25 protein-coding genes and 2 pseudogenes are annotated in these 24,022 nt (G+C 66.5%); 15 read left to right on the top strand and 12 right to left on the bottom strand.

Going from position 1 to position 24,022, the window contains the following annotated elements; genetic code table 11:
* Positions 1-162: 162 nt before the first annotated feature.
* The 3 genes from DIE06_RS21400 to nadC all read left to right on the top strand — a co-directional run bounded on the left by DIE06_RS21400 (position 163) and on the right by nadC (position 3,628).
* Entirely contained in the window at positions 163-1,356 is a 1,194-nt protein-coding gene (locus DIE06_RS21400; RefSeq protein ID WP_124663054.1) for an acyl-CoA desaturase, read from the top strand.
* Positions 1,357-1,613: 257 nt separating this feature from the next.
* Positions 1,614-2,750, top strand: a complete 1,137-nt coding sequence (gene nadA / locus DIE06_RS21395) for a quinolinate synthase NadA (protein WP_124663053.1) — start codon at positions 1,614-1,616, stop codon at positions 2,748-2,750.
* Positions 2,747-3,628, top strand: coding sequence for a carboxylating nicotinate-nucleotide diphosphorylase (gene nadC / locus DIE06_RS21390; RefSeq protein WP_124663052.1), 882 nt, complete (start codon positions 2,747-2,749; stop codon positions 3,626-3,628). Before nadA ends, nadC begins: the two co-directional genes overlap by 4 nt.
* A gap of 95 nt (positions 3,629-3,723) precedes the next feature.
* Here the strand turns inward: nadC and nadB are convergent, their stop codons facing one another.
* From nadB to radC, 4 genes are all read right to left on the bottom strand, one after another.
* The gene (gene nadB / locus DIE06_RS21385) at positions 3,724-5,310 is read right to left on the bottom strand and encodes an L-aspartate oxidase (RefSeq protein WP_124663051.1); all 1,587 of its coding nucleotides are present in this window, start codon (positions 5,308-5,310) and stop codon (positions 3,724-3,726) included.
* A gap of 160 nt (positions 5,311-5,470) precedes the next feature.
* On the bottom strand, positions 5,471-5,638 hold the full coding sequence (gene rpmG, locus DIE06_RS21380) for a 50S ribosomal protein L33 (protein ID WP_006478046.1): 168 nt from the start codon (positions 5,636-5,638) through the stop codon (positions 5,471-5,473).
* Between the two features lie 17 nt (positions 5,639-5,655).
* The gene (gene rpmB, locus DIE06_RS21375) at positions 5,656-5,889 is read right to left on the bottom strand and encodes a 50S ribosomal protein L28 (protein WP_004186391.1); all 234 of its coding nucleotides are present in this window, start codon (positions 5,887-5,889) and stop codon (positions 5,656-5,658) included.
* Positions 5,890-6,127: 238 nt separating this feature from the next.
* Positions 6,128-6,904, bottom strand: a complete 777-nt coding sequence (radC, locus tag DIE06_RS21370; RefSeq protein ID WP_124663050.1) for a RadC family protein — start codon at positions 6,902-6,904, stop codon at positions 6,128-6,130.
* Between the two features lie 135 nt (positions 6,905-7,039).
* Here radC and DIE06_RS21360 point away from each other — a divergent pair, with 135 nt between their 5' ends.
* From DIE06_RS21360 to DIE06_RS21325, 8 genes and pseudogenes are all read left to right on the top strand, one after another.
* Entirely contained in the window at positions 7,040-7,495 is a 456-nt protein-coding gene (locus tag DIE06_RS21360; protein WP_057926067.1) for a peptidylprolyl isomerase, read from the top strand.
* Between the two features lie 2 nt (positions 7,496-7,497).
* A complete protein-coding gene (gene ispH, locus DIE06_RS21355) occupies positions 7,498-8,478 on the top strand; it encodes a 4-hydroxy-3-methylbut-2-enyl diphosphate reductase (RefSeq protein WP_124663049.1) in 981 nt (326 codons plus the stop codon).
* A 269-nt stretch (positions 8,479-8,747) separates the two neighbouring features.
* Positions 8,748-9,233 (top strand): annotated as a pseudogene (locus DIE06_RS21350) (branched-chain amino acid ABC transporter); the annotation flags it as partial.
* A 267-nt stretch (positions 9,234-9,500) separates the two neighbouring features.
* Positions 9,501-10,451: a branched-chain amino acid ABC transporter permease gene (locus DIE06_RS21345; RefSeq protein ID WP_124663048.1), complete on the top strand. Its 951-nt coding sequence runs from the start codon at positions 9,501-9,503 to the stop codon at positions 10,449-10,451.
* Positions 10,452-10,470: 19 nt separating this feature from the next.
* Positions 10,471-11,637 (top strand): ABC transporter permease subunit, encoded by a 1,167-nt coding sequence (locus DIE06_RS21340; RefSeq protein WP_124663047.1) that lies wholly within the window; start codon positions 10,471-10,473, stop codon positions 11,635-11,637.
* Positions 11,638-11,661: 24 nt separating this feature from the next.
* Positions 11,662-12,438, top strand: coding sequence for an ABC transporter ATP-binding protein (locus tag DIE06_RS21335; protein ID WP_011352945.1), 777 nt, complete (start codon positions 11,662-11,664; stop codon positions 12,436-12,438).
* Positions 12,438-13,154: an ABC transporter ATP-binding protein gene (locus tag DIE06_RS21330; protein WP_006750046.1), complete on the top strand. Its 717-nt coding sequence runs from the start codon at positions 12,438-12,440 to the stop codon at positions 13,152-13,154. The genes DIE06_RS21335 and DIE06_RS21330 overlap by 1 nt, the downstream gene beginning before the upstream one ends.
* Positions 13,155-13,468: 314 nt before the next feature.
* Positions 13,469-14,140 carry a DUF2278 family protein gene (locus DIE06_RS21325; RefSeq protein WP_124663046.1) on the top strand — a complete coding sequence of 224 codons (672 nt, stop codon included), beginning with the start codon at positions 13,469-13,471 and terminating at the stop codon, positions 14,138-14,140.
* Between the two features lie 21 nt (positions 14,141-14,161).
* Here the strand turns inward: DIE06_RS21325 and DIE06_RS21320 are convergent, their stop codons facing one another.
* The 3 genes from DIE06_RS21320 to DIE06_RS21305 form a co-directional block, all read right to left on the bottom strand.
* Positions 14,162-14,617: a GNAT family acetyltransferase gene (locus tag DIE06_RS21320; RefSeq protein WP_021160763.1), complete on the bottom strand. Its 456-nt coding sequence runs from the start codon at positions 14,615-14,617 to the stop codon at positions 14,162-14,164.
* Between the two features lie 13 nt (positions 14,618-14,630).
* A complete protein-coding gene (locus DIE06_RS21315) occupies positions 14,631-15,815 on the bottom strand; it encodes an acetylornithine transaminase (RefSeq protein ID WP_124663045.1) in 1,185 nt (394 codons plus the stop codon).
* A gap of 292 nt (positions 15,816-16,107) precedes the next feature.
* Positions 16,108-17,139, bottom strand: a complete 1,032-nt coding sequence (locus DIE06_RS21305; RefSeq protein ID WP_124663043.1) for a CDP-6-deoxy-delta-3,4-glucoseen reductase — start codon at positions 17,137-17,139, stop codon at positions 16,108-16,110.
* A gap of 107 nt (positions 17,140-17,246) precedes the next feature.
* Here DIE06_RS21305 and DIE06_RS21300 point away from each other — a divergent pair, with 107 nt between their 5' ends.
* Positions 17,247-18,284 (top strand): NAD-dependent epimerase/dehydratase family protein, encoded by a 1,038-nt coding sequence (locus tag DIE06_RS21300; protein WP_124663042.1) that lies wholly within the window; start codon positions 17,247-17,249, stop codon positions 18,282-18,284.
* Here DIE06_RS21300 and DIE06_RS21295 read toward each other — a convergent pair.
* Together DIE06_RS21295 and DIE06_RS21290 are read right to left on the bottom strand one after the other, a co-directional pair.
* Positions 18,267-18,455: a hypothetical protein gene (locus DIE06_RS21295; protein WP_059527680.1), complete on the bottom strand. Its 189-nt coding sequence runs from the start codon at positions 18,453-18,455 to the stop codon at positions 18,267-18,269. The genes DIE06_RS21300 and DIE06_RS21295 overlap by 18 nt on opposite strands.
* A gap of 105 nt (positions 18,456-18,560) precedes the next feature.
* Positions 18,561-19,277, bottom strand: coding sequence for a pseudouridine synthase (locus DIE06_RS21290; RefSeq protein WP_124663041.1), 717 nt, complete (start codon positions 19,275-19,277; stop codon positions 18,561-18,563).
* A gap of 207 nt (positions 19,278-19,484) precedes the next feature.
* On the opposite strand from DIE06_RS21290, the gene DIE06_RS21285 reads away from it, so the two are divergent.
* The 3 genes from DIE06_RS21285 to DIE06_RS21275 all read left to right on the top strand — a co-directional run bounded on the left by DIE06_RS21285 (position 19,485) and on the right by DIE06_RS21275 (position 22,060).
* A complete protein-coding gene (locus DIE06_RS21285; protein ID WP_124663040.1) occupies positions 19,485-19,985 on the top strand; it encodes a DinB family protein in 501 nt (166 codons plus the stop codon).
* A 192-nt stretch (positions 19,986-20,177) separates the two neighbouring features.
* The gene (locus DIE06_RS21280) at positions 20,178-20,951 is read left to right on the top strand and encodes an SDR family oxidoreductase (protein WP_124613546.1); all 774 of its coding nucleotides are present in this window, start codon (positions 20,178-20,180) and stop codon (positions 20,949-20,951) included.
* A gap of 179 nt (positions 20,952-21,130) precedes the next feature.
* Positions 21,131-22,060, top strand: a complete 930-nt coding sequence (locus DIE06_RS21275) for a LysR family transcriptional regulator (RefSeq protein WP_124663039.1) — start codon at positions 21,131-21,133, stop codon at positions 22,058-22,060.
* A gap of 82 nt (positions 22,061-22,142) precedes the next feature.
* Here DIE06_RS21275 and DIE06_RS21270 read toward each other — a convergent pair.
* The 3 genes and pseudogenes from DIE06_RS21270 to DIE06_RS21260 form a co-directional block, all read right to left on the bottom strand.
* A pseudogene (locus tag DIE06_RS21270) lies at positions 22,143-22,268 on the bottom strand (LysR family transcriptional regulator); the annotation flags it as partial.
* Positions 22,269-22,288: 20 nt separating this feature from the next.
* Positions 22,289-23,188, bottom strand: coding sequence for an SDR family oxidoreductase (locus DIE06_RS21265; RefSeq protein WP_124663038.1), 900 nt, complete (start codon positions 23,186-23,188; stop codon positions 22,289-22,291).
* A 43-nt stretch (positions 23,189-23,231) separates the two neighbouring features.
* Positions 23,232-23,969 carry an SDR family oxidoreductase gene (locus DIE06_RS21260; protein WP_124663037.1) on the bottom strand — a complete coding sequence of 246 codons (738 nt, stop codon included), beginning with the start codon at positions 23,967-23,969 and terminating at the stop codon, positions 23,232-23,234.
* Between the last annotated feature and the right edge of the window lie 53 nt (positions 23,970-24,022).

The raw sequence follows: 24,022 nt of genomic DNA, 5'->3' as shown, positions 1-24,022 counted from the left end.
CCGGTCCGTCGGTGGACTGTCCGCGTTGCGTCAAGACAAGAAAATATTCATTTTTTACAAAGACTTGGAACGGTTGAAGTAAAATTCCGGTCTACACGCGGTATGCTTTCATTTTTATGACGTCGGCCCGCGCCGGCATCGCTCTCACCACAGGTAACTGCCTTGTTGAATTCCCTGCTCGATTTTCTTTCCCACGGGCTCCTGCGCTTTTCGTGGTGGCAGGTCGCGCTGTTCGCGCTGGCCGTCACGCACGTCACGATCATCGGCGTGACGGTCTACCTGCACCGCTGCCAGGCGCACCGCGCGCTGGAGTTGCACCCGATCGCGAGTCACTTCTTCCGCGTCTGGCTGTGGATGACGACGGGCATGCTGACGGGCCAGTGGGCCGCGATCCATCGCAAGCACCACGCGAAGTGCGAAACCGAGGAAGATCCGCACAGCCCGCAGACGCGTGGCATCTGGAAGGTGTTCCTCGAAGGCGCCGAGCTGTATCGCGCGGAAGCGAAGAACGAGGAAACGATGCGCAAGTTCAGCCACGGCACGCCGAATGACTGGATCGAGCGCAATCTGTACTCGAAGTACCCGATCCTCGGCGTGAGCCTGATGATGGTGATCGACGTCGCGCTGTTCGGTGTGCTCGGCCTGACCGTGTGGGCCGTGCAGATGGTCTGGATCCCGTTCTGGGCCGCCGGTGTCGTGAACGGTTTCGGCCACTTCTGGGGCTACCGCAACTTCAACTCGGCCGATGCGAGCACGAACCTGTTCCCGTGGGGCATCGTGATCGGCGGCGAAGAACTGCACAACAACCACCACACGTTCGCGACGTCGGCCAAGCTGTCGAACAAGTGGTACGAGTTCGACATCGGCTGGATGTACATCCGCATCATGTCGGCATTCGGTCTCGCGAAGGTGAAGAAGGTCGCGCCGACGCCGCGCCTGAACAAGCCGAAGACGGTGCTCGATCAGGAAACGCTGCAGGCCGTGCTGTCGAACCGCTACGAAGTGATGGCGCGCTACGGCAAGGCCGTGAAGCGTGCGTATCGCCAGGAGCTCGCGCACCTGAAGGAAATCGGCGGCGAGAAGTACCAGCTGATGCGCGGCGCGCGCAAGTGGTTCCACAAGGACGCCGACGGCCTCGACGAGCCGCAGAAGAAGCTGCTGCCGGAGATCTTCGCGAACAGCCAGAAGCTGCATACGTACTTCCAGCTGCGCCAGGATCTGGCCGCGATCTGGGATCGCTCGACCGCCTCGCGCGAACAGCTGCTCGCGCAATTGCAGGATTGGTGCCATCGCGCGGAACAAAGCGGCATCAAGTCGCTGCAGGAATTCGCGACGCGCCTGCGTCGCTACGCCTGATTCGAAATCGATTAGAATCTCAGGACGTCACAAACCCCGCGTTGGCGGGGTTTTTTCATTTGGGTGGCCGGTTTTCGAAGGGCGGCCGGAAGCGGCGGAATTCGTTTGAGGCTTGGGGCGCGGCGACGTGGTGCCCCGGGTGATAGCGTAGAGGATGGGGCTGGAGTGCGCGCTAAAGCGCTAACTCGGGTCGACCGCGAAGCATGGGACCCGAGTAAGTGCTAAAGCACTAACTCGGGTCGACAGGAGATATGGAGATGCAATCGACGATCAAATCCGTCGAGTACGACCGGCCGGTCTCGGCAGGATCCGTCTGTGGCGTCGGGCAAGCGTGGGCCAAGGTGCCCGATGCACCGTCCGCCGAAGAACGCGCCGCCCTGAAGGCGCGCATCAAGGCGCTGCTCGCACGTGAAAAGGCCGTGCTCGTCGCTCACTACTACGTGGATGCCGAGCTGCAGGAACTGGCTGACGAAACCGGCGGCTGCGTCGCCGATTCACTTGAAATGGCCCGCTTCGGCCGCGACCACGACGCACAGACGCTCGTCGTCGCCGGCGTGCGCTTCATGGGCGAAACCGCCAAGATCCTGAGCCCCGGCAAACGCGTACTGATGCCCGATCTCGACGCGACCTGCTCGCTCGATCTCGGTTGCCCGGTCGACGAATTCTCCGCATTCTGCGACGCGCATCCCGATCGCACCGTTGTCGTCTACGCGAACACCAGCGCCGCCGTGAAGGCCCGCGCGGACTGGATGGTCACGTCGTCGATCGGCCTCGAGATCGTCGCCGACCTGCACGCGCGGGGCGAGAAGATCATCTGGGCACCCGATCGCCATCTCGGCAGCTACATCCAGAAGAAGACCGGCGCGGACATGTTGCTGTGGCAGGGCTCGTGCCTTGTCCACGACGAATTCAAGGGCATCGAGCTCGACCTGCTGCGCGCCGAATATCCGGACGCGAAGGTGCTCGTGCATCCCGAGTCGCCGGAAAACGTCGTCGCGCAGGCGGACGTCGTCGGCTCGACGACGCAGCTGATCGATGCAGCCGTGAAGTTCGACGCGACGCACTTCATCGTCGCAACCGACCTCGGGATCCTGCACAAGATGCAGCTCGCGGCCCCCGGCAAGACCTTCATCGCCGCGCCGACAGCCGGCAACAGCGCGACCTGCAAGAGCTGCGCGCATTGCCCGTGGATGGCGATGAACGGCCTCGCGAACCTCGCCAACGTGCTCGAACGCGGTCACAACGAGATTTTCGTCGATCCCGCGATCGGCGCCCGCGCGCGTCTGCCGATCGACCGGATGCTCGATTTCGCGGCGGCGCACAAGAAGCGCGTGCAGGCGAGCGGCGATCTGCAGCGCGACCAGCAACTGTTTGCAAACGTGGGGGCTGCATGACGACTGCAGTGTCTCCGCTGTTCGACGCGGTCCGCGCACAATACGGCGCGGCATTCGACGCGGCGATCGCGCGTAACGTCGCCGATGCGATCGCCGAGGATGTTGGTACCGGCGACCAGACCGGGCGGCTCGTGCCGGCCGGCGAGTGGCGCCGTGCGCGCATCATCGTGCGCGAGGAAGCGGTGTTGTGCGGCGTGCCGTGGTTCGAGGCCGTCATCGCGCGGATCGATCCGTCGATCGTCGTGCAGTGGCGCTATCGCGAAGGCGACCGGATGACGCCGGACTCGACGGTCTGCGAACTCGAAGGGCCGGCGCGCGCGCTGTTGACGGCCGAGCGCAACGGGCTGAACTTCCTGCAGCTGCTGTCGGGGGTCGCGAGCGCGACGCGTCGTTACGTCGATCGCGTCGAAGGCACGCGCGCGAAGATCCTCGATACGCGCAAGACGCTGCCGGGCCTGCGGCTCGCGCAGAAGTACGCGGTGCGGGTCGGCGGCGGCGAGAACCAGCGCCTCGCGCTGTACGACGGCATCCTGATCAAGGAAAACCATATCGCGGCAGCCGGCGGCGTCGGCGAAGCGCTCGACGCGGCGTTCGCGCTCGATTCGGGCGTGCCGGTGCAGGTCGAAGTCGAGACGCTCGCGCAACTCGACACGGCGCTCGCGCATGGCGCGCAATCGGTGCTGCTCGACAACTTCACGCTCGACATGATGCGCGAAGCGGTGCGCGTCGCGACCGGCAAGGCCGTGCTCGAAGTGTCGGGCGGTGTCAATTTCGATACGGTGCGCACGTTCGCGGAGACGGGCGTCGACCGCATCTCGATCGGCGCGCTGACGAAGGACGTGCGCGCGACCGACTATTCGATGCGGATCGTCGACTGACCGCGCGTCATACCGTCTGACGAAAAAAAGCCGCTGGCGTGCAGAACGCCAGCGGCTTTTTTTTTGTGCGGCGGCAGCCGGGAAGCGTGTACCGGTCAGCGGCGCGAGCGGGGCGTGAGCACGCTCGGCAGCGCTTTGGGCAGCGTGTGCGGCCAGTCGCGGCTGTAGTGCAGCCCGCGGCTTTCGCGGCGCGAGTACGCGCTCTTCACGATCAGCGTCGCGACGTCGACGAGATTGCGCAGTTCGAGCAGGTCGCGCGTCACGCGGAAGTTCGCGTAGTACTCGTGGATCTCGTCGCGCAGCAGCGACAACCGGTGCTTCGCGCGTTCGAGACGCTTGTCGGTGCGCACGATGCCGACGTAGTTCCACATCAGCCGGCGCAGCTCGTCCCAGTTGTGCGCGACGACGACTTCCTCGTCCGCATCCGACACGCGGCTTTCGTCCCATGCGGGCAGCGTGGCCGGTGTTTCGGCGTCGAAGCCGGCCGCCTCGATCGCCTCGGCCGCCGCGCGGCCGATCACGAGACATTCGAGCAGCGAATTGCTCGCGAGCCGGTTCGCGCCGTGCAGCCCCGTGTACGACGTCTCGCCGACCGCATACAGGCCCGCGAGATCGGTGCGCCCCGCGAGGTCGGTGACGACGCCGCCGCACGTATAGTGCGCGGCCGGCACGACCGGAATCGGCTGCTTCGCGATGTCGATGCCGAATTCGAGGCAGCGCGCGTGGATCGTCGGGAAGTGTTCGCGCAGGAAGGCTTCCGGCTGATGGCTGATGTCGAGATACACGCAGTCGATCCCGCGCTTCTTGATCTCGAAGTCGATCGCGCGCGCGACGATGTCGCGCGGCGCGAGTTCCGCGCGCGGATCGTGCGCAGGCATGAAGCGCGTGCCGTCCGGCAGCTTCAGCAGGCCCCCTTCGCCGCGCACGGCTTCCGAAATCAGGAACGACTTCGCATACGGATGGAACAGGCAGGTCGGGTGGAACTGGATGAATTCCATGTTCGACACGCGGCAGCCCGCGCGCCACGCCATCGCGATGCCGTCGCCGGTCGCGGTATCGGGGTTCGTCGTGTACAGGTAGACCTTGCCGGCGCCGCCGGTCGCGAGCACCGTGTGCGGCGCCTCGATCGTGATCGTGCGGTCGTTGTCGACGTCGAGCGCATACAGCCCGTGACAGCGGCGGCCGGGCAGCCCAAGCCGGTCCGACGTGATCAGGTCGATCGCATGGTGATTTTCGAAGAACGTGATGTTCGGGTGCTGGCGCGCGCGGTCGGACAGCGTCGCGAGTACTGCGTGGCCGGTCGCGTCGGCCGCATGGATGATCCGGCGGTGACTGTGGCCGCCTTCGCGCGTCAGGTGGAAACCGAGTTCGGCCGCATCGTCCTTCGTGAACGGCACGCCCTGCGAGATCAGCCATTCGATCGCCTCGCGGCCATGCTCGACGATGTAGCGCGTCGCACCTTCGTCGCACAGCCCGCCGCCGGCGACCAGCGTGTCGTCGACGTGGTTCTCGATGCTGTCCGCCGAATCGAGGACGGCCGCGATGCCGCCTTGCGCGTTATCGCTTGCCCCCTCCATCATCGAACGTTTCGCGATCAGCGCGACACGTCGCGTGCTGGCCAGGTTGAGTGCGACCGACAGCCCTGCCAGGCCGGTGCCGACGATCGCCACGTCGAATTTCATGCTGCATCTCCATCGTTACGCTTTAGATCTTGTGCGTTCCGTCGGCCGTGACCGCGGAAAGGGGAGAGCATACCGCGTCGGGCCCGCGCGTGCGCGCAAAACAAAAAGCCCCGCATGTGCGGGGCTTTTCGGTCGCCGTCAGGCTGGCAGAAACCGGAGATTACTTGATCTTGGTTTCTTTGTATTCTACATGCTTGCGGACGACGGGATCGAACTTCTTGATCGCCATCTTTTCCGGCATGTTGCGCTTGTTCTTCGTGGTCGTGTAGAAGTGACCCGTACCAGCGGTGGACTCGAGCTTGATCTTGTCGCGTGCGCCTTTTGCCATGATTGTGCTCCTTGGGCTTAGGCTTCGCCGCGTGCGCGCAGGTCAGCGAGCACGGAATCGATGCCGTTCTTGTCGATCAGGCGCAGGCCGGCGTTCGAGACGCGCAGGCGCACCCAGCGGTTTTCGCTCTCCACCCAGAACCGGCGGTTTTGCAGGTTCGGCAGGAAGCGGCGCTTCGTCTTGTTGTTTGCGTGGGAAACGTTGTTGCCGCTCATCGGCGCTTTCCCAGTTACTTGGCATACGCGTGCCATGAGAGCACTCCTAATACGCTAAATTCGGGGTTCGATCGCCGATGAAGGTTCCATCGCACCGCCACGTGATCCATGGCTGCACTCAGAACGCCGAAGCCTGTACAGACAAGGCCCTTCGATGGCTAGAACTGGTTGGAAAAAAGACAGACGACGATTCTAGCAGAAAAAGTTCAGAAAAATCAAACTCAATTTCGCTTCGTCGTTGCGGCGGCCCTGGGGCGGGTCGCCGGGCCACAGTCTACAGCCAACCGGCGCGCGCGAACGAAAATGTATCGGCGGTGCCGACGACGACGTGATCGAGCAGCTTCGCGTCGACGAGCGCGAGCGCTTCGCGCAGCACCCGCGTGAGCCTGCGGTCTTCCGCGCTCGGCTGCACGGCGCCCGACGGGTGATTGTGCGCGACGATCACCGATGCGGCATTGAGCATGAGCGCGCGCCGCACGATCTCGCGCGGATAGACCGCCATCCGCGTGAGCGAGCCGCGCGCGCTTTCCTCCACGTCGATGAGGCCGTGGCGGGCGTCCAGGTACAGCGTGACGAACACTTCGTACGGACGCGTGCCGATCCTGAGCCGCAGATAGTCCTCCACCGCGCCCGGCGAGTCGATCTGCATCCGTTCGCGCGCTTTCTCGACCAGCGCGCGCCGCGCGATCTCGGTCACGGCGATCAGCACCGCCGAGCGCGCGGTGCCGATGCCGGGGTGCGTGGCGAATACGCCGGGCTCCGCGTCGAGCATGTCGCGCAGCGAGTCGCCGAACCGCGCGAGCAGCGCGCGGGCGCTCTCGAACACATCGCGGCCGCCGCCGCCGGTGCCGAGCAGCAGCGCGATCAGCTCCGCGTCGGTCAGGGCGCCCGGCCCGCGTTCCAGCAGCCGCTCGCGTGGCAGATGCGGCTTCCAGTTTCTCGGGCGCCGCTTGTGCGGCCGGCCGGTGGCGCGCCGGCGTGCGTGGGCGGCCGGGTTGTCCGCGGTATCGCGACATTCGGTCGCCGGGGCGGCGGGGCAGGATGACAGCATGATCGAAACTCCATTGGGGGCGGGCGTGGGCGCGACGTCGTCGCACTTTCAGCCTTGCGCGCTCAGGTGACTTACAATATTGGCTTTGCGCCGGGCCTTTCGGCCAGTTCGGGCGCCGACGAACACGAGTCATTCATGAGCATCATCGATCTATCCGAAGTGAAGCCCGGTTCCCATGTCACGCTGCATTACCGGCTTGCACTGGCCGACGGCGCCGACATCGTCAACACCTTCTCCGACAAGCCCGCCACGCTGCTGCTCGGCGCGGGGCAACTGGCACCCTCGCTGGAACAGATTCTGATCGGGCTCAGGGTCGGCGACCATTCGACTTTTCAGCTAACGCCCGAGCAGGGGTTCGGTCCCCGCAATCCCGACATGCTCCAGCGCGTGACGCTGTCGACGCTGCGCGAGAACGGGATGGTCGGCGACGATTTCACGCCGGGCGACCTGATCGAGTTCAACGCGCCGGACGGCGGCCGCTATGCAGGGGTGCTGAAGGAAGTCAGCGAAACCTCGGCGCTGTTCGACTTCAATCATCCGCTCGCGGGCCAAGCGCTCACGTTCGAAGTGAAAATCATCGGAATCCTGTAATCATGAGCACCACCGATACGCTGTCCGGGCAGACCGTCGCCGCCGATGCCGAAATCCTGCTGGCCCAGCCGCGCGGTTTCTGCGCGGGGGTCGATCGCGCAATCGAGATCGTCGAGCGCGCGATCGCGATGCACGGTGCGCCGATCTACGTCCGTCACGAGATCGTCCACAACAAGTACGTGGTCGAGGATCTGAGGAAGAAAGGCGCGATCTTCATCGAGGAACTCGAGGAAGTGCCGGCCGGCAACACCGTGATCTTCAGCGCGCACGGCGTGTCGAAGGCCGTGCGCGACGAGGCGGACGTGCGCGGGTTGCGCATTTACGACGCAACCTGCCCGCTCGTCACGAAGGTGCACGTCGAAGTGGCGAAGATGCGCCAGGACGGCGTCGACATCGTGATGATCGGCCACAAGGGCCATCCGGAAGTCGAGGGCACGATGGGGCAGGTCGAGCGCGGCATGCATCTCGTCGAAAGCGTCGAGGACGTGCAGAAGCTCGAGCTTGCCGATCCGGAGCGCATCGCGCTCGTCACGCAGACGACGCTGTCCGTCGACGACGCGGCCGAGATCATCGGCGCGCTGAAGGCGAAGTATCCGAAGATCCGCGAGCCGAAGAAGCAGGACATCTGCTACGCAACGCAGAACCGCCAGGATGCGGTGAAGTTCATGGCGCCGCAGTGCGACGTCGTGATCGTCGTCGGCAGCCCGAACAGTTCGAATTCGAGCCGCCTGCGCGAAGTGGCCGAGAAGCGCGGCGTGGCCGCGTACATGGTCGACGCCCCCGAACAGATCGATCCGGCCTGGGTCGCAGGCAAGCGCCGCATTGGCGTGACGGCCGGCGCATCGGCGCCGGAAGTGCTCGCCCAGGCCGTGATCGCGCGGTTGCGCGAACTCGGCGTGCGCAACGTCCGCGCACTCGACGGCATCGAGGAAAACGTGTCGTTTCCGCTGCCGCGCGGCCTGAACCTGCCGCCCGCCGCCTGATTGCCGCATCGCACCCGCGGTACCCCGAAGCGCGCCTCCCGGCGCGCTTTTTTTCGCGCCGCGAAAACGAGATCGCAACCATTGTTCACATTAATGGTGCAACCGGGTTGCTATCGCGGTGCTTAACCGTCTCTCAAAATTGGTTGCAATGCAGGAAAACCCCATCGAATCAGGATTATTGGCGTCCTATAAATGGAGTTACAATGCGCCCGTTTTCAGGCCGGAATGGCTTTGAAATCGGGTTTTGGCAAGGCGCGGGAGACCACTCGATGCATGTGAAGTTGGCTTACGCCATGTCCGTCGCCGCACCGGTTGCAATGCTTGCCGGCTGCAGCAAAAAGAGCGACGACGGGGCGGGCAGGGAGACTGCGGCGAGCGCAGTACCGGCGGCCAGCGACGTGCGCGCTGCCGGAACCGGTCATGCGGCGGCGTCGGTGTGCCGCATCGCGCAATCGGACAGACACAAGGACCACGGGGCACGTTTGGCGATCGAGGAATTCAACGCGCAGGGCCCGAAGATCGGCATGCATGCGGCACGGCGGGCAGCACGCGCCGGCGGCGCTGCCATCGACCGGGCGACGGGCAGGCTGGTTGCCCGGCAACGAGCCGCCGGCGGTGATCCGGCAGCAGGGCGCGTCGAACGACGGGCGCCCGGGTTTCGGGGCAACGCAGGCGACGTGCAGATGTCACTGATCCCCTTTCATTTCGATTCGACCAAACGGCGTGTCGCCGCGACCCATCGCGTCGCGGCACGCTGCCCTACGACTTCAAGGAGGCCAAGTACACCGTCCTCGATGTCGTGACGATTTAGCGACGGGACTCATGATGGCACCGGAACAGTGCGGTGCCGTTTCTGTATCCGCTCCGGCGGCAGGTCCGGCCGTACAGGCCGGGCGGCGCGCGCCGGGACGATCCACCCTTACCGGTATCGACTAGTACCCGCAGTGTCGCCGAGAAGGCGCGATTCCTCGCTTACCCGCGGGGCGCAACGTCCTCCGGCAGCATGGGCCAAGGAGCTTTAAATGGATATTTTCGTCCAGCAGATCCTCAACGGGCTGGTGCTCGGCAGTGTGTACGCCATCATCGCGTTGGGCTACACGATGGTGTACGGCATTCTCGGCATCATCAACTTCGCGCACGGCGACGTGCTGATGATCGGCGCGATGGTCGCCCTGTCGGCGATCACCGTGCTGCAGAACCACTTTCCTGGACTCGGCAACGTCGCGACGCTGACGATCGGCCTTGGCATCGCTGCGATCGTCTGCGCGTGCGTGGGCTATACGATCGAGCGGGTCGCGTACCGGCCGCTGCGCCGCGCACCGCGTCTCGCCCCGCTGATCACCGCGATCGGCGTGTCGATCCTGCTGCAGACGGCCGCGATGATCATCTGGTCGCGCAACCCGCTGCCGTTCCCGCAATTGCTGCCGACCGACCCGATCAACGTGATCAAGGCGACCGACACGACGCCCGGCGCCGTGATCTCGGTGACCGAAATCGTGATCATCGCGGTGGCGTTCATCGTGATGGGCGGCCTGCTGCTGCTGGTGCACAAGACCAAGCTCGGCCGCGCGATGCGTGCGATCGCCGAAAGCCCGAACACCGCGAGCCTGATGGGCGTGAACCCGAACTTCGTGATCTCGGCGACGTTCATGATCGGCTCCGCGCTTGCCGCGCTGGCCGGCGTGATGATCGCGTCCGAATACGGCAACGTGCACTTCTACATGGGCTTCATCCCCGGCATGAAGGCGTTCACGGCGGCGGTGCTCGGCGGGATCGGCAACCTCGGCGGTGCGATGGTCGGCGGCGTCGTGCTCGGACTGATCGAGCAGCTCGGCGCGGGCTACATCGGCAACCTCACGGGCGGCGTATTCGGCAGTAACTACCAGGACGTGTTCGCATTCATCGTGCTGATCATCGTGCTGGTGTTCCGTCCGTCGGGCCTGCTGGGCGAACGTGTCGCGGACCGCGCGTAACGGAAGGGGAGCAAACAACATGACATCCATTCAACCGATCGAATCCTCGACGTCGCTCGTCGAAGAGCGCAACACCGCCAAGACCGTCACCATCGGCCTCCTGACCGCGGCCTTCGTGATCGCGGCGCCGATCATCATCGGCTCGGCCGGCGGCAACTACTGGGTCCGCGTGCTCGACTTCGCGATGCTGTACGTGATGCTCGCGCTGGGCCTGAACGTGGTGGTCGGCTTCGCCGGCCTGCTCGACCTCGGCTACATCGCGTTCTACGCGGTGGGCGCGTACACGGCGGCACTGCTGAGCTCGCCGCACCTGGCCTCGCAGTTCGAGTGGATCGCGGCGCTCGCGCCGAACGGGCTGCACGTGCCGTTCCTGCTCATCGTGCCGATCGCGATGGCGCTCGCGGCGACCTTCGGGATCCTGCTCGGCGCGCCGACGCTGCGCCTGCGCGGCGACTACCTGGCGATCGTCACGCTCGGCTTCGGTGAAATCGTCCGGATCTTCATGAACAACCTCGACCGTCCGGTGAACATCACCAACGGCCCGAAGGGGATCACGGGCATCGATCCGGTGCACGTCGGCGGCTTCAACCTGTCGCAGACGCACTCGATCTTCGGCTTCCAGCTGCCGTCGGTCTACATGTACTACTACCTGTTCGTGCTCTGCGCGCTGCTGGTGATCTGGACGTGTACGCGCCTGCAGCACTCGCGTATCGGCCGCGCATGGGCGGCGATCCGCGAGGACGAGATCGCGGCGAAGGCGATGGGCATCAACACCCGTAACGTGAAGCTGCTCGCGTTCGCGATGGGCGCATCGTTCGGCGGCCTGTCGGGCGCGATGTTCGGTTCGTTCCAGGGCTTCGTGTCGCCGGAATCGTTCACGTTCTGGGAATCGATCGTGGTGCTGGCCTGCGTGGTGCTCGGCGGCATGGGCCACATCCCGGGCGTGATCCTGGGTGCGGTGCTGCTCGCGATCTTCCCGGAATTCCTGCGCTCGACGATGAGCCCGCTGCAGCACGCGATCTTCGGCCACGACATCGTCGATACCGAAGTGATCCGTCAGGCGCTGTACGGCCTCGCGATGGTGATCATCATGCTGTATCGCTCGGAAGGCCTGTGGCCCGCGCCGAAGCATGAGGACAAGATCGCGAAACTGGCGAAGCGCAGCGCCAAGTCGGTGCGCGCCTAACCGACGGACAAGGGGATATCACACATGAGCGACAAACAAATCCGACTGTCCGTCAAGGGCGTGAACAAGCGCTTCGGCGGGCTGCAGGCGCTGTCCGACGTCGGCCTCGAGATCAAGGAAGGCGAGATCTACGGGCTGATCGGCCCGAACGGCGCCGGCAAGACGACGTTCTTCAACGTGATCACGGGCCTCTACACGCCGGACTCCGGCGAGTTCAAGCTCGACGGCACGGAATACAAGCCGACCGCGGTGCACCAGGTTGCGAAGACGGGCATCGCGCGCACGTTCCAGAACATTCGCCTGTTCGGCGGGATGACCGCACTGGAGAACGTGATGGTGGGCCGCCACGTGCGCACCAAGCACGGGCTGCTGGGCGCGGTGTTCCAGACGCCGGCCGAGCGCCAGGAAGAGCGCGAGATCAAGGAACGCGCGATCGAGCTGCTCGAATACGTCGGCGTGCTGCAGTACGCGGACTACACGTCGCGCAACCTGTCGTACGGCCACCAGCGCCGTCTCGAGATTGCGCGTGCGCTGGCGACCGACCCGAAGCTGCTCGCGCTCGACGAGCCGGCGGCCGGGATGAACGCGACCGAGAAGGTCGAACTCACGCGCCTGCTCGACAAGATCCGTTCGGACGGCCGCACGATCCTGCTGATCGAGCACGACGTGAAGCTCGTGATGGGACTGTGCAACCGGATGACGGTGCTCGATTACGGCAAGGTGATCGCCGAGGGTCTGCCGCAGGACGTGCAGAAGAATCCGAAGGTGATTGAGGCATATCTCGGCGCAGGGGTGCACTGATGGCAGCGGCAATGTTGAAAATCAAGGGCTTGCAGGTCAACTACGGCGGTATCCAGGCCGTCAAGGGCGTTGACATGGAGGTCCGCCAGGGCGAGCTCGTGACGCTGATCGGCGCGAACGGCGCAGGCAAGACCACGACGATGAAGGCGATCACGGGTCTCAAGCCGTATTCGGCGGGCGACATCGAGTACGACGGCAAGTCGATCAAGGGCGTGCCGTCGCACGAGCTGCTCAAGCGCGGCCTCGCGATGGTGCCGGAAGGCCGCGGGATCTTCGCGCGGATGTCGATCATCGAGAACATGCAGATGGGCGCGTACCTGCGCAACGACAACGAGCAGATCAAGAAGGACGTCGACCGGATGTTCGGCTTCTTCCCGCGCCTGAAGGAACGTGCGACGCAGCTCGCGGGCACGCTGTCGGGCGGCGAGCAGCAGATGCTGGCGATGTCGCGCGCGATTCTCTCCAAGCCGAAGCTGCTGCTGCTCGACGAGCCGTCGATGGGGCTGTCGCCGATCATGGTCGAGAAGATCTTCGAAGTGGTGCGCGAGATCTCGAAGGAGGGCATCACGGTGCTGCTGGTCGAGCAGAACGCGCGTCTCGCGCTGCAGGCGGCCGACCGCGGTTACGTGATGGACTCGGGTACGGTCACGATGGAAGGCGACGCGAAGCAGATGCTCGACGATCCGAAGGTTCGGGCCGCGTATCTGGGCGAATGAACGAGCGGGCCCGGTGCGACGCGGCGGCGGATGCCGGCGTGCCGCGCAAGGGCTTTCGAAAGGCTGTCACGGGATACCGTGGCAGCTTTTTTTTTGCGCGCGGCGCGCCCGGCGACGAACTGTGCGTGCGGATGCGACTCCATTCATTCGACAGTGACACCGACCATACGGCGCGGGACAGGGTAGCGCGAAGGCCGTCCGATACCGGCCGTCCGATACCGGCCCTCCGCAACCGGCCCTCCGCAACCGGCCCTCCGCAAACCGACACGCGGACTGCGTAGCATGGTCGTTCCATCGGGACACGGAGAGCACGCATGAGTCTGGACTACGGTTTCGTGAAGGCGAAGGTGACGTCGGTGGCGCGGCTGAAGGGCTCGCCGCACGGCAGCGAGATTCAGTATCACATCCACCTGACGCTCGCGTTGCCGACGGGCGACTGGGACGTCGCGATCAACGTCGGCACCAACGACGCGGACGACCTGCTGAACTACAAGCTCGTCTACGATTTCCATCATCCGGTCACGGCGACGCTCGCGGACGCGGCCGAAGGCTACACCGATCTCACCGGGCAAGCCGCGCTGCCGGCGCTCGACTATCTGCGCAGCGACATCCTGAATGAAACGGGTGCATGGCGTGCCAGCGCGGTGATGGACGGCACCGAGAACGCGGAGCCGATCCCGTCGCTGCTGCGGCTCGTCAACGCGGCGCAGTCGCAGGGGCTCGACGTGGTCGTGTTCGGCCGCACGTATTCGGAAGGCAACGGCATTCACGACACGCACATGAACCAGGGTTCGACGGGCTCGAACTACCTGCACCGCGCGGGCGACGACCACAACGATCACAACGACGTGTGGCAGGACGGCGCGCTGCTCGTGCGCGTGAGCGAGTCGCAGTGGGCCGCGTATTTCGCGGCGTTCGAGCAGCAGGCCGTGCCGACCGACGCGCTCGGCAATCCGCTGCCGGGCGCGGGGCCGATCACGCGCTGAAAGTGGCGAATGCCGGCCGCGTCAGGCGGCCGGCAGCGTCTTGCCGAACGAGATGCGTTCCTCGACGCGATAGCCGAGCGCCGCATAGAAGCGGCACGCGTCGTCGTTGCCGGGCAGCACCTGCAGGTTGATCTTCAGGCAGCCGCGTGCGGCGAGCGCGCGTTCCGCATGCGCGATCAGCGCGCGGCCGATGCCGAGCCGCCGCGCGTCGTTCGACACGCCGAACGAATAGAGCCAGCCGCGATGTCCGTCGAAACCCGCCATCAGCGTGCCGACGACCCGCGCGCCGCTGGTCGCGACGAAGAACAGTTCCGGCTGCGTCGCGAGCTTCAGCTCGATCGATCGCAGCGGATCGCGGTGCGGCGGCGCGCCGGCTTCGTCATACTGCGGGAACGCGTCGCGCCATACCGCGAGCACGGCATCGGTGTCGGCGCGTTCGAACGGGCGGATAGCGACAGCGTCGGCGGCGGCGTCCATCGCGGCGGTCTCCTTACAGCGAGTCGAGGATCGACCGCAGCATCGCCATCATCTGGTCGATTTCCTCGGTCGTGACGTTCAGCGCGGGCATGAAGCGCAGCAGGTTCGGGCGCGCCGCGTTCAGCAGCAGGCCGTCGGGTTGCATGTCGCGCGCCTTCTCGACGATCTGCGGACCGATGTCCTTGCCGAGCAACAGCGCACGCAGCAGGCCTTCGCCGCGTTCACCCTCGAAGCCGCGCTCCGCCGACAGCTCGAGCAGCTTGCGCTTCAGGTATTCGCTGCGCGCGCGCACGCCTTCGAGGAAGCCCGGCGCGACGAGCTGCGAGATCACCGAATAGCCGGCCGCCGTCATCAGCGGGTTGCCGTTGTACGTGCCGCCCTGGTCGCCGGCCTCGAACACCGCGACGTCGGCCTTCGACAGCAGCGCGCCGAGCGGCACGCCGCCACCGATGCCTTTCGCGAGCGTCATGATGTCCGGCTCGATGCCGGACAGCTCGTAGGCGAACAGCGTGCCGGCGCGCCCGCATCCGCTCTGCACCTCATCGACGATCAGCAGCAGGTCGTGCTGCTTCGTCAGCGCGCGCAGCGCCTGCATGAATTCACGCGTCGCCGGAATCACGCCGCCTTCGCCCTGGATCGGCTCGAGCATCACCGCGACGGTCTTGTCGGTGATCAGCTTCTCGACCGAGTTGATGTCGTTCAGCTCGGCCTTCGGGAAGCCCGGCACCTGCGGTGCGTAGATCGTGTCCCAGCCCGGCTTGCCGCTGGCCGACATCGTCGCGAGCGTGCGGCCGTGGAAGCTGTGGTCGAACGTGATGATCTCGTATGCGCCGTTCTTGAACTTGCGGCCCCACTTGCGCGCGAGCTTGATCGCGCCTTCGTTCGCTTCCGCGCCGCTGTTCGTGAAGAACACCTTGTCGAACACGCTGTGCTGCGTGAGCAGCCCCGCGAGCTTCGCCATCGGTTCGTTGTAGAACGCGGGCGACGGGTTCAACAGCTTCTCGGCCTGCGTCTTCAGTGCCTCGACGATGCCGTCGTTGCAGTGGCCGAGACTGTTGACGGCCCAGCCCTGAATGAAGTCCAGATAGCGCTTGCCCGTGTGATCGTAGAGCCACGAACCCTTGCCGTGCGTAAACACGATGTCGGGGCGGTTCGTGATGTACATCAGCGAGTCGATCGGGTAGTCGTTCAGGGGCATGACAGCAGACTCCAGCGGGCGTTGAAAGGTAAACGGGCAATAAAAAAGCCACGGAAGGCCGTGGCTGGTGGGTCGAACAGCTTGTGCGTAACCGGTGAAGCGGAGGGGGTTACGCGCGAGTCCGTGACGAGCCGGCGGCATCCGGGCGGAGCGGCGAGCGGCGACGTCGGAGAGCGGACAGGAAGCGGTTCATGTGCGCAAGCATAAGGCATCCCGCGCCCCACTGTAAACCGCCGCGATGCCACGGATGTGACACGGCGGCGCGCAGCGGGAACGCGGGCGCGCCCGGTGCTCAGACCGGATGCGCGAGATCGGCGGCGCTCGTGAACGAGTCCGCGTAGAACTCGTCGGCCGGCAGCGCGTGGTGCTGCGTGAAATCGCGCTGCGCGGATTCGACCATTACCGGCGCGCCGCAGGCGTATACCTGGTGGCCCGACAGATCGGGCAGGTCCTCGATCACCGCGCGGTGGACGAAGCCGGTGCGGCCGGTCCACTGGTCGGCGTCGTCCGGCTCGGACAGCACCGGCACGTACTTGAAGTTCGGGATCTCGCGCGCCCATTGCTCGGCGAGTTCGCCGAGGTAGATGTCCTTCTTGCGGCGCGCGCCCCAGTAGAGCGTCATCGGGCGCGTGATGCCCGAATGCTTGATGTGCTCGATGATCGCCTTGATCGGCGCGAAGCCGGTGCCCGATGCGAGCAGCACGATCGGCTTGTCGGAATCCTCGCGCAGGAAGAACGTGCCGAGCGGGCCTTCGAAGCGCAGGATGTCGCGCTCCTTCATCGCGCCGAACACGTGGTCGGTGAACTTGCCGCCCGGCATGTGGCGGATGTGCAGCTCGATCGGGCCTTCCTCGTGCGGCGCATTCGCCATCGAGTAGCTGCGGCGCGAGCCGTCCTTCAGGATGAATTCAACGTACTGGCCCGCGAGGTATTGCAGGCGCTCGTTGGCCGGCAACTGCAGCTTCACGATCATCACGTCGTCGGCGCGGCGCTCGAGCGCGGCGATCCGGCACGGCAGCTTCTTCACCTGCACGCCGTCGACGCCGGCGATTTCACGCACGTCGATCTCGAGGTCGCATTGCGCCTTCGAGCAGCACAGCAGCGCGAGGCCGCGCGTGCGTTCGTCGTTGGACAGTGCCGACGCGGCGTGCGGGCCCTGTTCGATCTGGCCCGACACGATCTGGCCCTTGCAGGAGCCGCACGCGCCGTTCTTGCACCCGTACGGCAGATGGACGTTCTGGCGCAGCGCCGCCGCCAGCACGGTTTCGTCCGACTCGACCTGGAACTGCCGGCCGCTTTGCTTGAGAGTAACGTTGAATGCCATAGAACCAAATAGAACAAAATGTGGGGACCGTGCGTGTCGCGCACGGCAGCTACAATGCAAACCCGTTGCGCGCCGCGCAACGGTGGCTACTAGACTTCGCAACCAACATGATCGCGACTCGAATCCTGCGCCGGCCGCGCGCATTGATCGTCGGCTGCGGCGACGTCGGCCTGCGCTGCGTCGCGCAATGGCTCGCCGCGCGCCGCAACCTGCGCATCGTCGCGCTGACGAGCCATCCGGGCCGCTGCGACGAACTGCGCGCGGCAGGCGCGACGCCGATTGTCGGCGACCTCGATCGCCGGGCGACGCTCGCCCGTATCGCGGGGCTCGCCCGCACGATCCTGCATCTCGCGCCGCCGCAATCCGACGGCCTCGACGATCGCCGCACCCGTGCGCTGATCGCCGCATTGTCCGTGCCCGCACGGCGGCCGTCCGCGCCGCCGGTGTCGTCGGTCGGCCGGCTCCGCACGCAGCGTGCCGCGACCCGACAGGCCGGCGTGCCGGGGCGGGCAGCGCGTATTGTACCCGACGCCCTTCGCGCCCCGACGCTCGTCTATGCCAGCACGACAGGTGTTTACGGCGATTGCGACGGGGCGCGAATCGACGAAACGCAGCCGCTGCGCCCCGCGAATCCGCGCGCGTTCCGGCGCGTGTCGGCCGAGCGTCAGCTGCGGGCGGCGACGGTGCGCGGCGTGCTGTCCGCGCGCATCGTGCGCATTCCCGGCATCTACGCGGCGAACCGGCTGCCGCTCGCGCGGCTCGAGCGCGGCACGCCGGCGCTCGACGCGGCCGACGACGTCTACACGAACCACATCCATGCGGACGATCTCGCGGCGATCCTGCGCCGCGCGGCCGTGCGCGGCAAGCCGGCGCGCGCCGTGCACGCGTCGGACGACAGCGAACTGCGGATGGGAGAGTATTTCGACCGGGTCGCGCAGGTGTTCGGCCTGCCGCCGCCCCCGCGGATCAGCCGCGCGGACGCCGAGCATCAGCTCGAGCCGACGCTCCTGTCGTTCATGCGCGAGTCGCGACGCCTGTCCAATGCCAGGCTGAAGGCCGAATTGTGCGTGACGTTGCGCTATCCGACCGTAGACGAATTCCTTCAAACGCTCGCGCCGCGCGGCGCGTCAGGTCAGCGCCGGTAGCGCCTCGATCAGCAGGAAGCACAGCAACGCGCCGATCAGCGCGCCGATCAGGTTCGGATGATATTTGTGCTTCATGTGCATCGTGGCCAGCAGGCCGCCGATCACGATGGCGCCCACGACCGCGAACGCGATCGTCACGTACGACAGCTCGAAAGAATGGTTGATGTTCATGATGTCTCCCCTGCATCGCTGCTCGTACAGCTTGTGATTTCAGTATAGCGGGGGATCGTGCGGCCGCGACGCGGCCGGACACCGAACGGTCGTGCGGATTTTCCCTTACAGGGTTTTGACGGTATTGCGCAGGGCTGAAAGGTCGCTTTCCCCGAGCCAGCGCCACGCGCCCGGCGCCAGGTCGGCCGGCAGCGTGAAACCGCCGATGCTTTCGCGGTGCAGCGCCTCGACGCGGTTGCTTGCAGCGGCGACCATGCGTTTCACCTGATGATATTTGCCTTCGAGGACGGTCAGCGCGAGCGCGTGCGTGTCGCGCGCGTCGGCGGCGACCGCCGCGATCGGCTTCGGCTCGCCGTGGAGCTGCACGCCGGCGCGCAGCGCGTCCAGCTGGGCGTCGTCGAGCGGGTGGCGCACGGTCGCGACGTAGGTCTTCGGCACCTTGCGCTTCGGCGACGTGTATGCGTGGACGAACTGGCCGTCGTCGGACAGCAGCAGCAGGCCCGTCGTGTCCTGGTCGAGGCGGCCGACGCATTGCACGCCGCGTGCCACGAGCGGCGCGGGTAGCAGGCTGAACACGCTCGCGTGGTGTTGCGGCTCGCGCGAACACTCGTAGCCGGCCGGCTTGTTGAGCGCGAGATACGCGCGGGCGTGGAACGGCCAGGCGGTGTCGTCGACCGTGAACACGAGGCCTTCGGTGTCGAACGACGCGTCGGGGTCGGTCGCGCTCGTGCCCGAGACGGTGACGCGGCCCGTTTCGATCAGGCCGCGGCACTGCCGGCGCGAGCCGAAGCCCTGCGTGTAGAGAATGCTTTCGAGATCCATAGCGCGCGCATTCTATCAAGCGGCGCGCCGGCACCGGCACGAATCCGCCTGCACTGGTAAGCTGCCGCAGCGCCGTGCATGTTCATCCTTCGCGACCGACGGACATCGCACGCAACGCACGTACGGCTTCAGCGTGAAGTCGTGCCACGGCGACGGCCGGCCCGTGCCAGGGCGGCCACCGTCTTCACCCGACACGGAGTTTGCCGCATGAATCCGACGACGCTCGATGCACTCGCCGATTTCCCCCGCCAGCTCGAAGCCCATTTCGCCGCCGTGCCGGACGGCTATGCACGCTGGGTTCCCGACGACTGGAGCGGCATCCCGAGCGAGCATTTTTCGCCGCTCGGGCAGCTCTGCCACGTGCGCGACATCGAGATCGACGGCTACCACGTGCGGCTGCGGCGGATGCTCGATGAGGATCATCCGCTGCTCGTGTCGGTCGACGGCGACGCGCTCGCGATCGAGCGCCGCTACGACGCCGCGTACGCGTCCGACGTGCTCGCCGCGATTCGCGACGCGCGGCGCGACACGCTCGACCTCCTGTCGCGCCTCACGCCCGAGCAGTATGCTCGCACCGGCGAGTTCGAAGGCTACGGCGCGCTGACCGTGCGCGGCCTCGTTCATTACCTGTGCAGCCACGATCAGCAGCATCTGGCCGGGATGGAGTGGCTGCTCGGCAAGATCGACGCAGCGCTATACGCACGCTGACTCGCGCCCCCGGCGGCCCGTGCATCGTGTCGCATCGAGCGGATTTTGCGGCCGTTGCCGGTGGGGCAGCCGACCCTTCCCGATGCTTGATTGGATCGCTTTTCTGGATAATCCATCCAGCCATGCCCGGCTGACCGGCGCGTCGTGCGTGCCTACACTCCTAGCTTCATTCAACGCAAAAAGGAGTCAACCGTGGCTACTCACACGCTCGCAGACAAGGTCGTCCTGATTGCAGGCGGCGCCAAGAATCTCGGTGGCCTGATCGCCCGGGACCTGGCCGGCCACGGCGCGAAGGCGGTGGCGATTCACTACAACAGCGCGGCATCGCAGGCGCAGGCCGAAGAGACGGCCGCCGCCGTGCGCGCGGCCGGCGCGCAAGCCGCGACGTTCCAGGCCGACCTGACGACGGCCGCCGCGGTCGAGAAGCTGTTCGACGACGCGAAGCAGCGCTTCGGCAAGATCGACATCGCGATCAACACCGTCGGCAAGGTGCTGAAGAAGCCGATCACCGATATCTCCGAGGCCGAGTACGACGAGATGTTCGCGGTGAACAGCAAGTCGGCGTTCTTCTTCATCAAGGAAGCTGGCCGGCACCTCGAGGATCACGGCAAGCTCGTCACGCTCGTGACGTCGCTGCTCGGCGCGTTCACGCCGTTCTATGCGGCCTACGAAGGGTCGAAGGCGCCGGTCGAGCACTTCACGCGCGCGGCGTCGAAGGAATACGGCGCGCGCGGCATCTCGGTGACGGCGGTCGGGCCGGGCCCGATGGACACGCCGTTCTTCTATCCGGCCGAAGGCGCCGACGCGGTCGCGTATCACAAGACGGCGGCCGCGCTGTCGCCGTTCAGCAAGACGGGTCTCACCGACATCGAGGACGTCGTGCCGTTCATCCGTCATCTCGTGACCGACGGCTGGTGGATCACTGGCCAGACGATCCTGATCAACGGCGGCTATACGACCAAGTAACGGGCCGCGCCGGCGGTCGCCGCATGCGCGCGGCGACCCGCAATGGACCGTTTGCATGGACAATGGACGGGCGCGCGGGCACAGGGCCGCGCGCCCGTTTCATCGGTGCCGCCGGGATCGGCGGCGGCGCGCGGCGCTTGCCGGTGACGGTCGTCCGACCCCACGTTTTCCGCCCGCAGATGGACAAGCTGGACCAGGTCAGAATCTTTCTTCAGGTTGCCGAGATGGGCAGCTTCATCAAGGCAGCGCATGCGCTCGACGTGCCGCGTGCGACGGTGTCGGCTGCCGTCCAGCAGCTCGAGACCGGGCTCGGCACGCGCCTGTTGCACCGCACGACGCGGCAGGTCCAGGTGACTGCCGACGGCGCGTTGCTGCTCGAGCGCGGCCGGCGCCTGCTCGCGGAAGCCGACGAGCTCGACCGGCTGTTCCGGCGCCGCGATCGCGACGTGATCGGGCGGCTGAATGTCGATGCGCCGAGCCGGATCGCGCGCCGCGTGATCGCGCCCGCGCTGCCGTCGCTGTTTCGCCGCTACCCGAAGCTGCAACTGTCGCTCGGCTCGACGGACCGCTCGATCGATCTCGTGCAGGAGGGTGTCGACTGCGCGATCCGGGTCGGGCGGCTCGCGGAGAGCAGCCTCGTCGTGCGGCCGCTCGGGCAGTTCGCGCTGATCAACTGCGCGAGCCCCGACTACCTGCGCGAATGCGGCGTGCCCGAGCATCCCGATGCGCTCGCGCACGGGCACTGGGCGATCGGCTATGCGTCGCCGACGACCGGCCGCGAGCTCGGCTGGGAATACTGCGTGGACGGTGGCCGGCACACACTGGCGCTACCGAGCCGCGTGATCGTCAACAACGCCGAAACCTATATCGCGAGTTGCATCGCCGGAATGGGGCTGATCCAGATTCCGCGCTTCGACGTCGTGCATCTGCTCGACAGCGGCGCGCTGGTCGAGGTGATGCCCGGCCATCGGGCCGCGCCGCTGGACGTATCGGCCGTCTATCCGCATCGCCGGCACCGGTCGAGGCGGCTCAACGCGTTCATCGAATGGTTCGGCGAGTTGATGGCGGATGCGCTGAACGACACGGGTGCGAGCGCGAGCGGCGACTGAAAAGGGGGCTGCTCCCGAACGCGCCGACCGCGATCGGCGGGTGCCTGCGGCACGCGATCGGTATGGCGATCGGCGCGCGTGTTCAGCCCGCGTGTGCCGAGAACTGCCGCGTACGCCCGGTGGCCCGCACCGCGTCGATCAGCACGGCGCAGGCGCTGTCGCGCTTCGACACGAGCGCGTAAAAGCGCGCGGCTGGCAGCGCCGGCAGGCACGGCCCGCGGACGGGGCTCAATGGCCGACGCCGGGCGCGAGCAGGTCGGCGAGTCCGATGTTGCGGAACATCTCGCGGCGGATGCGATCGCCGACACGGAACACTTCCTCGGCGCCGTCCTGCGACGGATCGACGAACACGCGGTACGGCCGCTTGCCGGCCGGTGCGGCGACGAGCTCGGCAATCGCCGTCGCGACCGCGCCGGCATCGGCGTCCGCCGGTTCAAGCGCGGCGAGGCCCCGCAACGCCTGATCGGCGACGCCCGCGTACGGCCCGCTGTCGTAGGCCGCCTGCACGGCGGTATCGGCCGGCTTGCCCGCATGGAGGAAGTGATTCGTGCCTCGGGTGAATGCGCCCGGCACGACGATCGACGTTTCGATGCCCCAGCGAGCGAGTTCGGCCGCATAGGACACCGCGAGCGAATCCATCGCGGCTTTCGCGGCGAAGTAGGGGGCGAGGAACGGCGGGGTGCCGCCGCGTGCCGACGAGGACGATACCCACACGAGCAGACCGCGGCCCTGGCGGCGCAGGTGCGGCAGCGCCGCCCGGTTCACGCGCTGGGTCGACACGACGTTGACGTCGTAGAGTTGCGCGATTTGCTCGGGCGTGAACGCTTCGGCCGGACCGAACACCATATGGCCGGCGTTGTGGACCACGACGTCGAGGCGAGCGTTGTCCGCGATCACGCGGTCGATCGCGGTGTCGACGGACGCGTCGTCGCCGACGTCGAGTTCGACGGTGCGCAGGTCGACGCGGTGTTCCTGCGCATAGGCCCCGATTTCGGCGACGCGCGGTGCATTGCGGCCGGCGCTTTCGCGCATCGATGCGTAGACCGTGTGGCCGGCGCGGGCGAGGGCCTGGGCCGTCAGCAGGCCGAAGCCGCTGGACGCGCCCGTGACGAGAATGACTTCCTTCATGATCGATCTCCGGTAAGAGGGCGCCGGCGCGGTGCGCGGGCCGTCAGCACATGCCGCCGTTGGCGCGCAGGACCTGGCCGTTGACCCACGTGCCGTCCGGCCCGGCGAGGAAGGCGACGACACCGGCGATGTCGTCGGGCTGGCCGAGCCGTTCCAGCGGGTTCAGCTTCGCCATCCGGTCGACGCTTTCGGAACTCTTGCCCTGCAGGAACAGCTCGGTCGCGACCGGCCCGGGCGCGACGGCGTTCACGCGGACGCCGCGGCCGCGCATCTCTTGCGCGAGCACCTGCGTCAGGCCCTCGACGGCCGCCTTGGTCGCGATGTACACGCCGTAGGTCGGCAGCCGCATGCCGATCACGCTCGACGACAGATTGACGATGCGGCCGCCGTTGCGCACGCGCTTCGCCGCCTCGCGGCTCACGTTGAACGCGCCCTTAAGGTTGATCGCGACGGTCTGGTCGAACGCCGCGTCGTCGAAGTCGGTCACGGCGGCCAGCTTCATCACGCCCGCGCTGTTGACGACCACGTCGATGCGGCCGAACGCGTGCTCGGCCGCGTCGAACAGCGCGGTCACCGCTGCGGGGTCGGCGACGTCAGCCTGCACCGCGACGGCTTCACCGCCGCCGGCGACGATCGCGTCGACCACTTCCCGCGCGGGGCCGGCGCCGCCGGCGTAGTTCACGACGACCCGGAAGCCGTCCCGGGCGAGACGGCGGGCGATTTCCGCGCCGATGCCGCGCGATGAACCCGTGACGAGGGCGACCTTTTCCGATGTGCTCATGTCCTGCTCCTTGGTTGGCGAGTACCGGTCGAGCCGGCGACAGGACTAATGTA

Origin of the sequence: Burkholderia sp. Bp8998, assembly GCF_003854235.1 — a bacterium.
GTDB lineage: Bacteria > Pseudomonadota > Gammaproteobacteria > Burkholderiales > Burkholderiaceae > Burkholderia.
The sequence above is the reverse complement of the archived record's forward strand: the minus strand, read 5'-3'. Positions and strand labels throughout refer to the sequence as shown.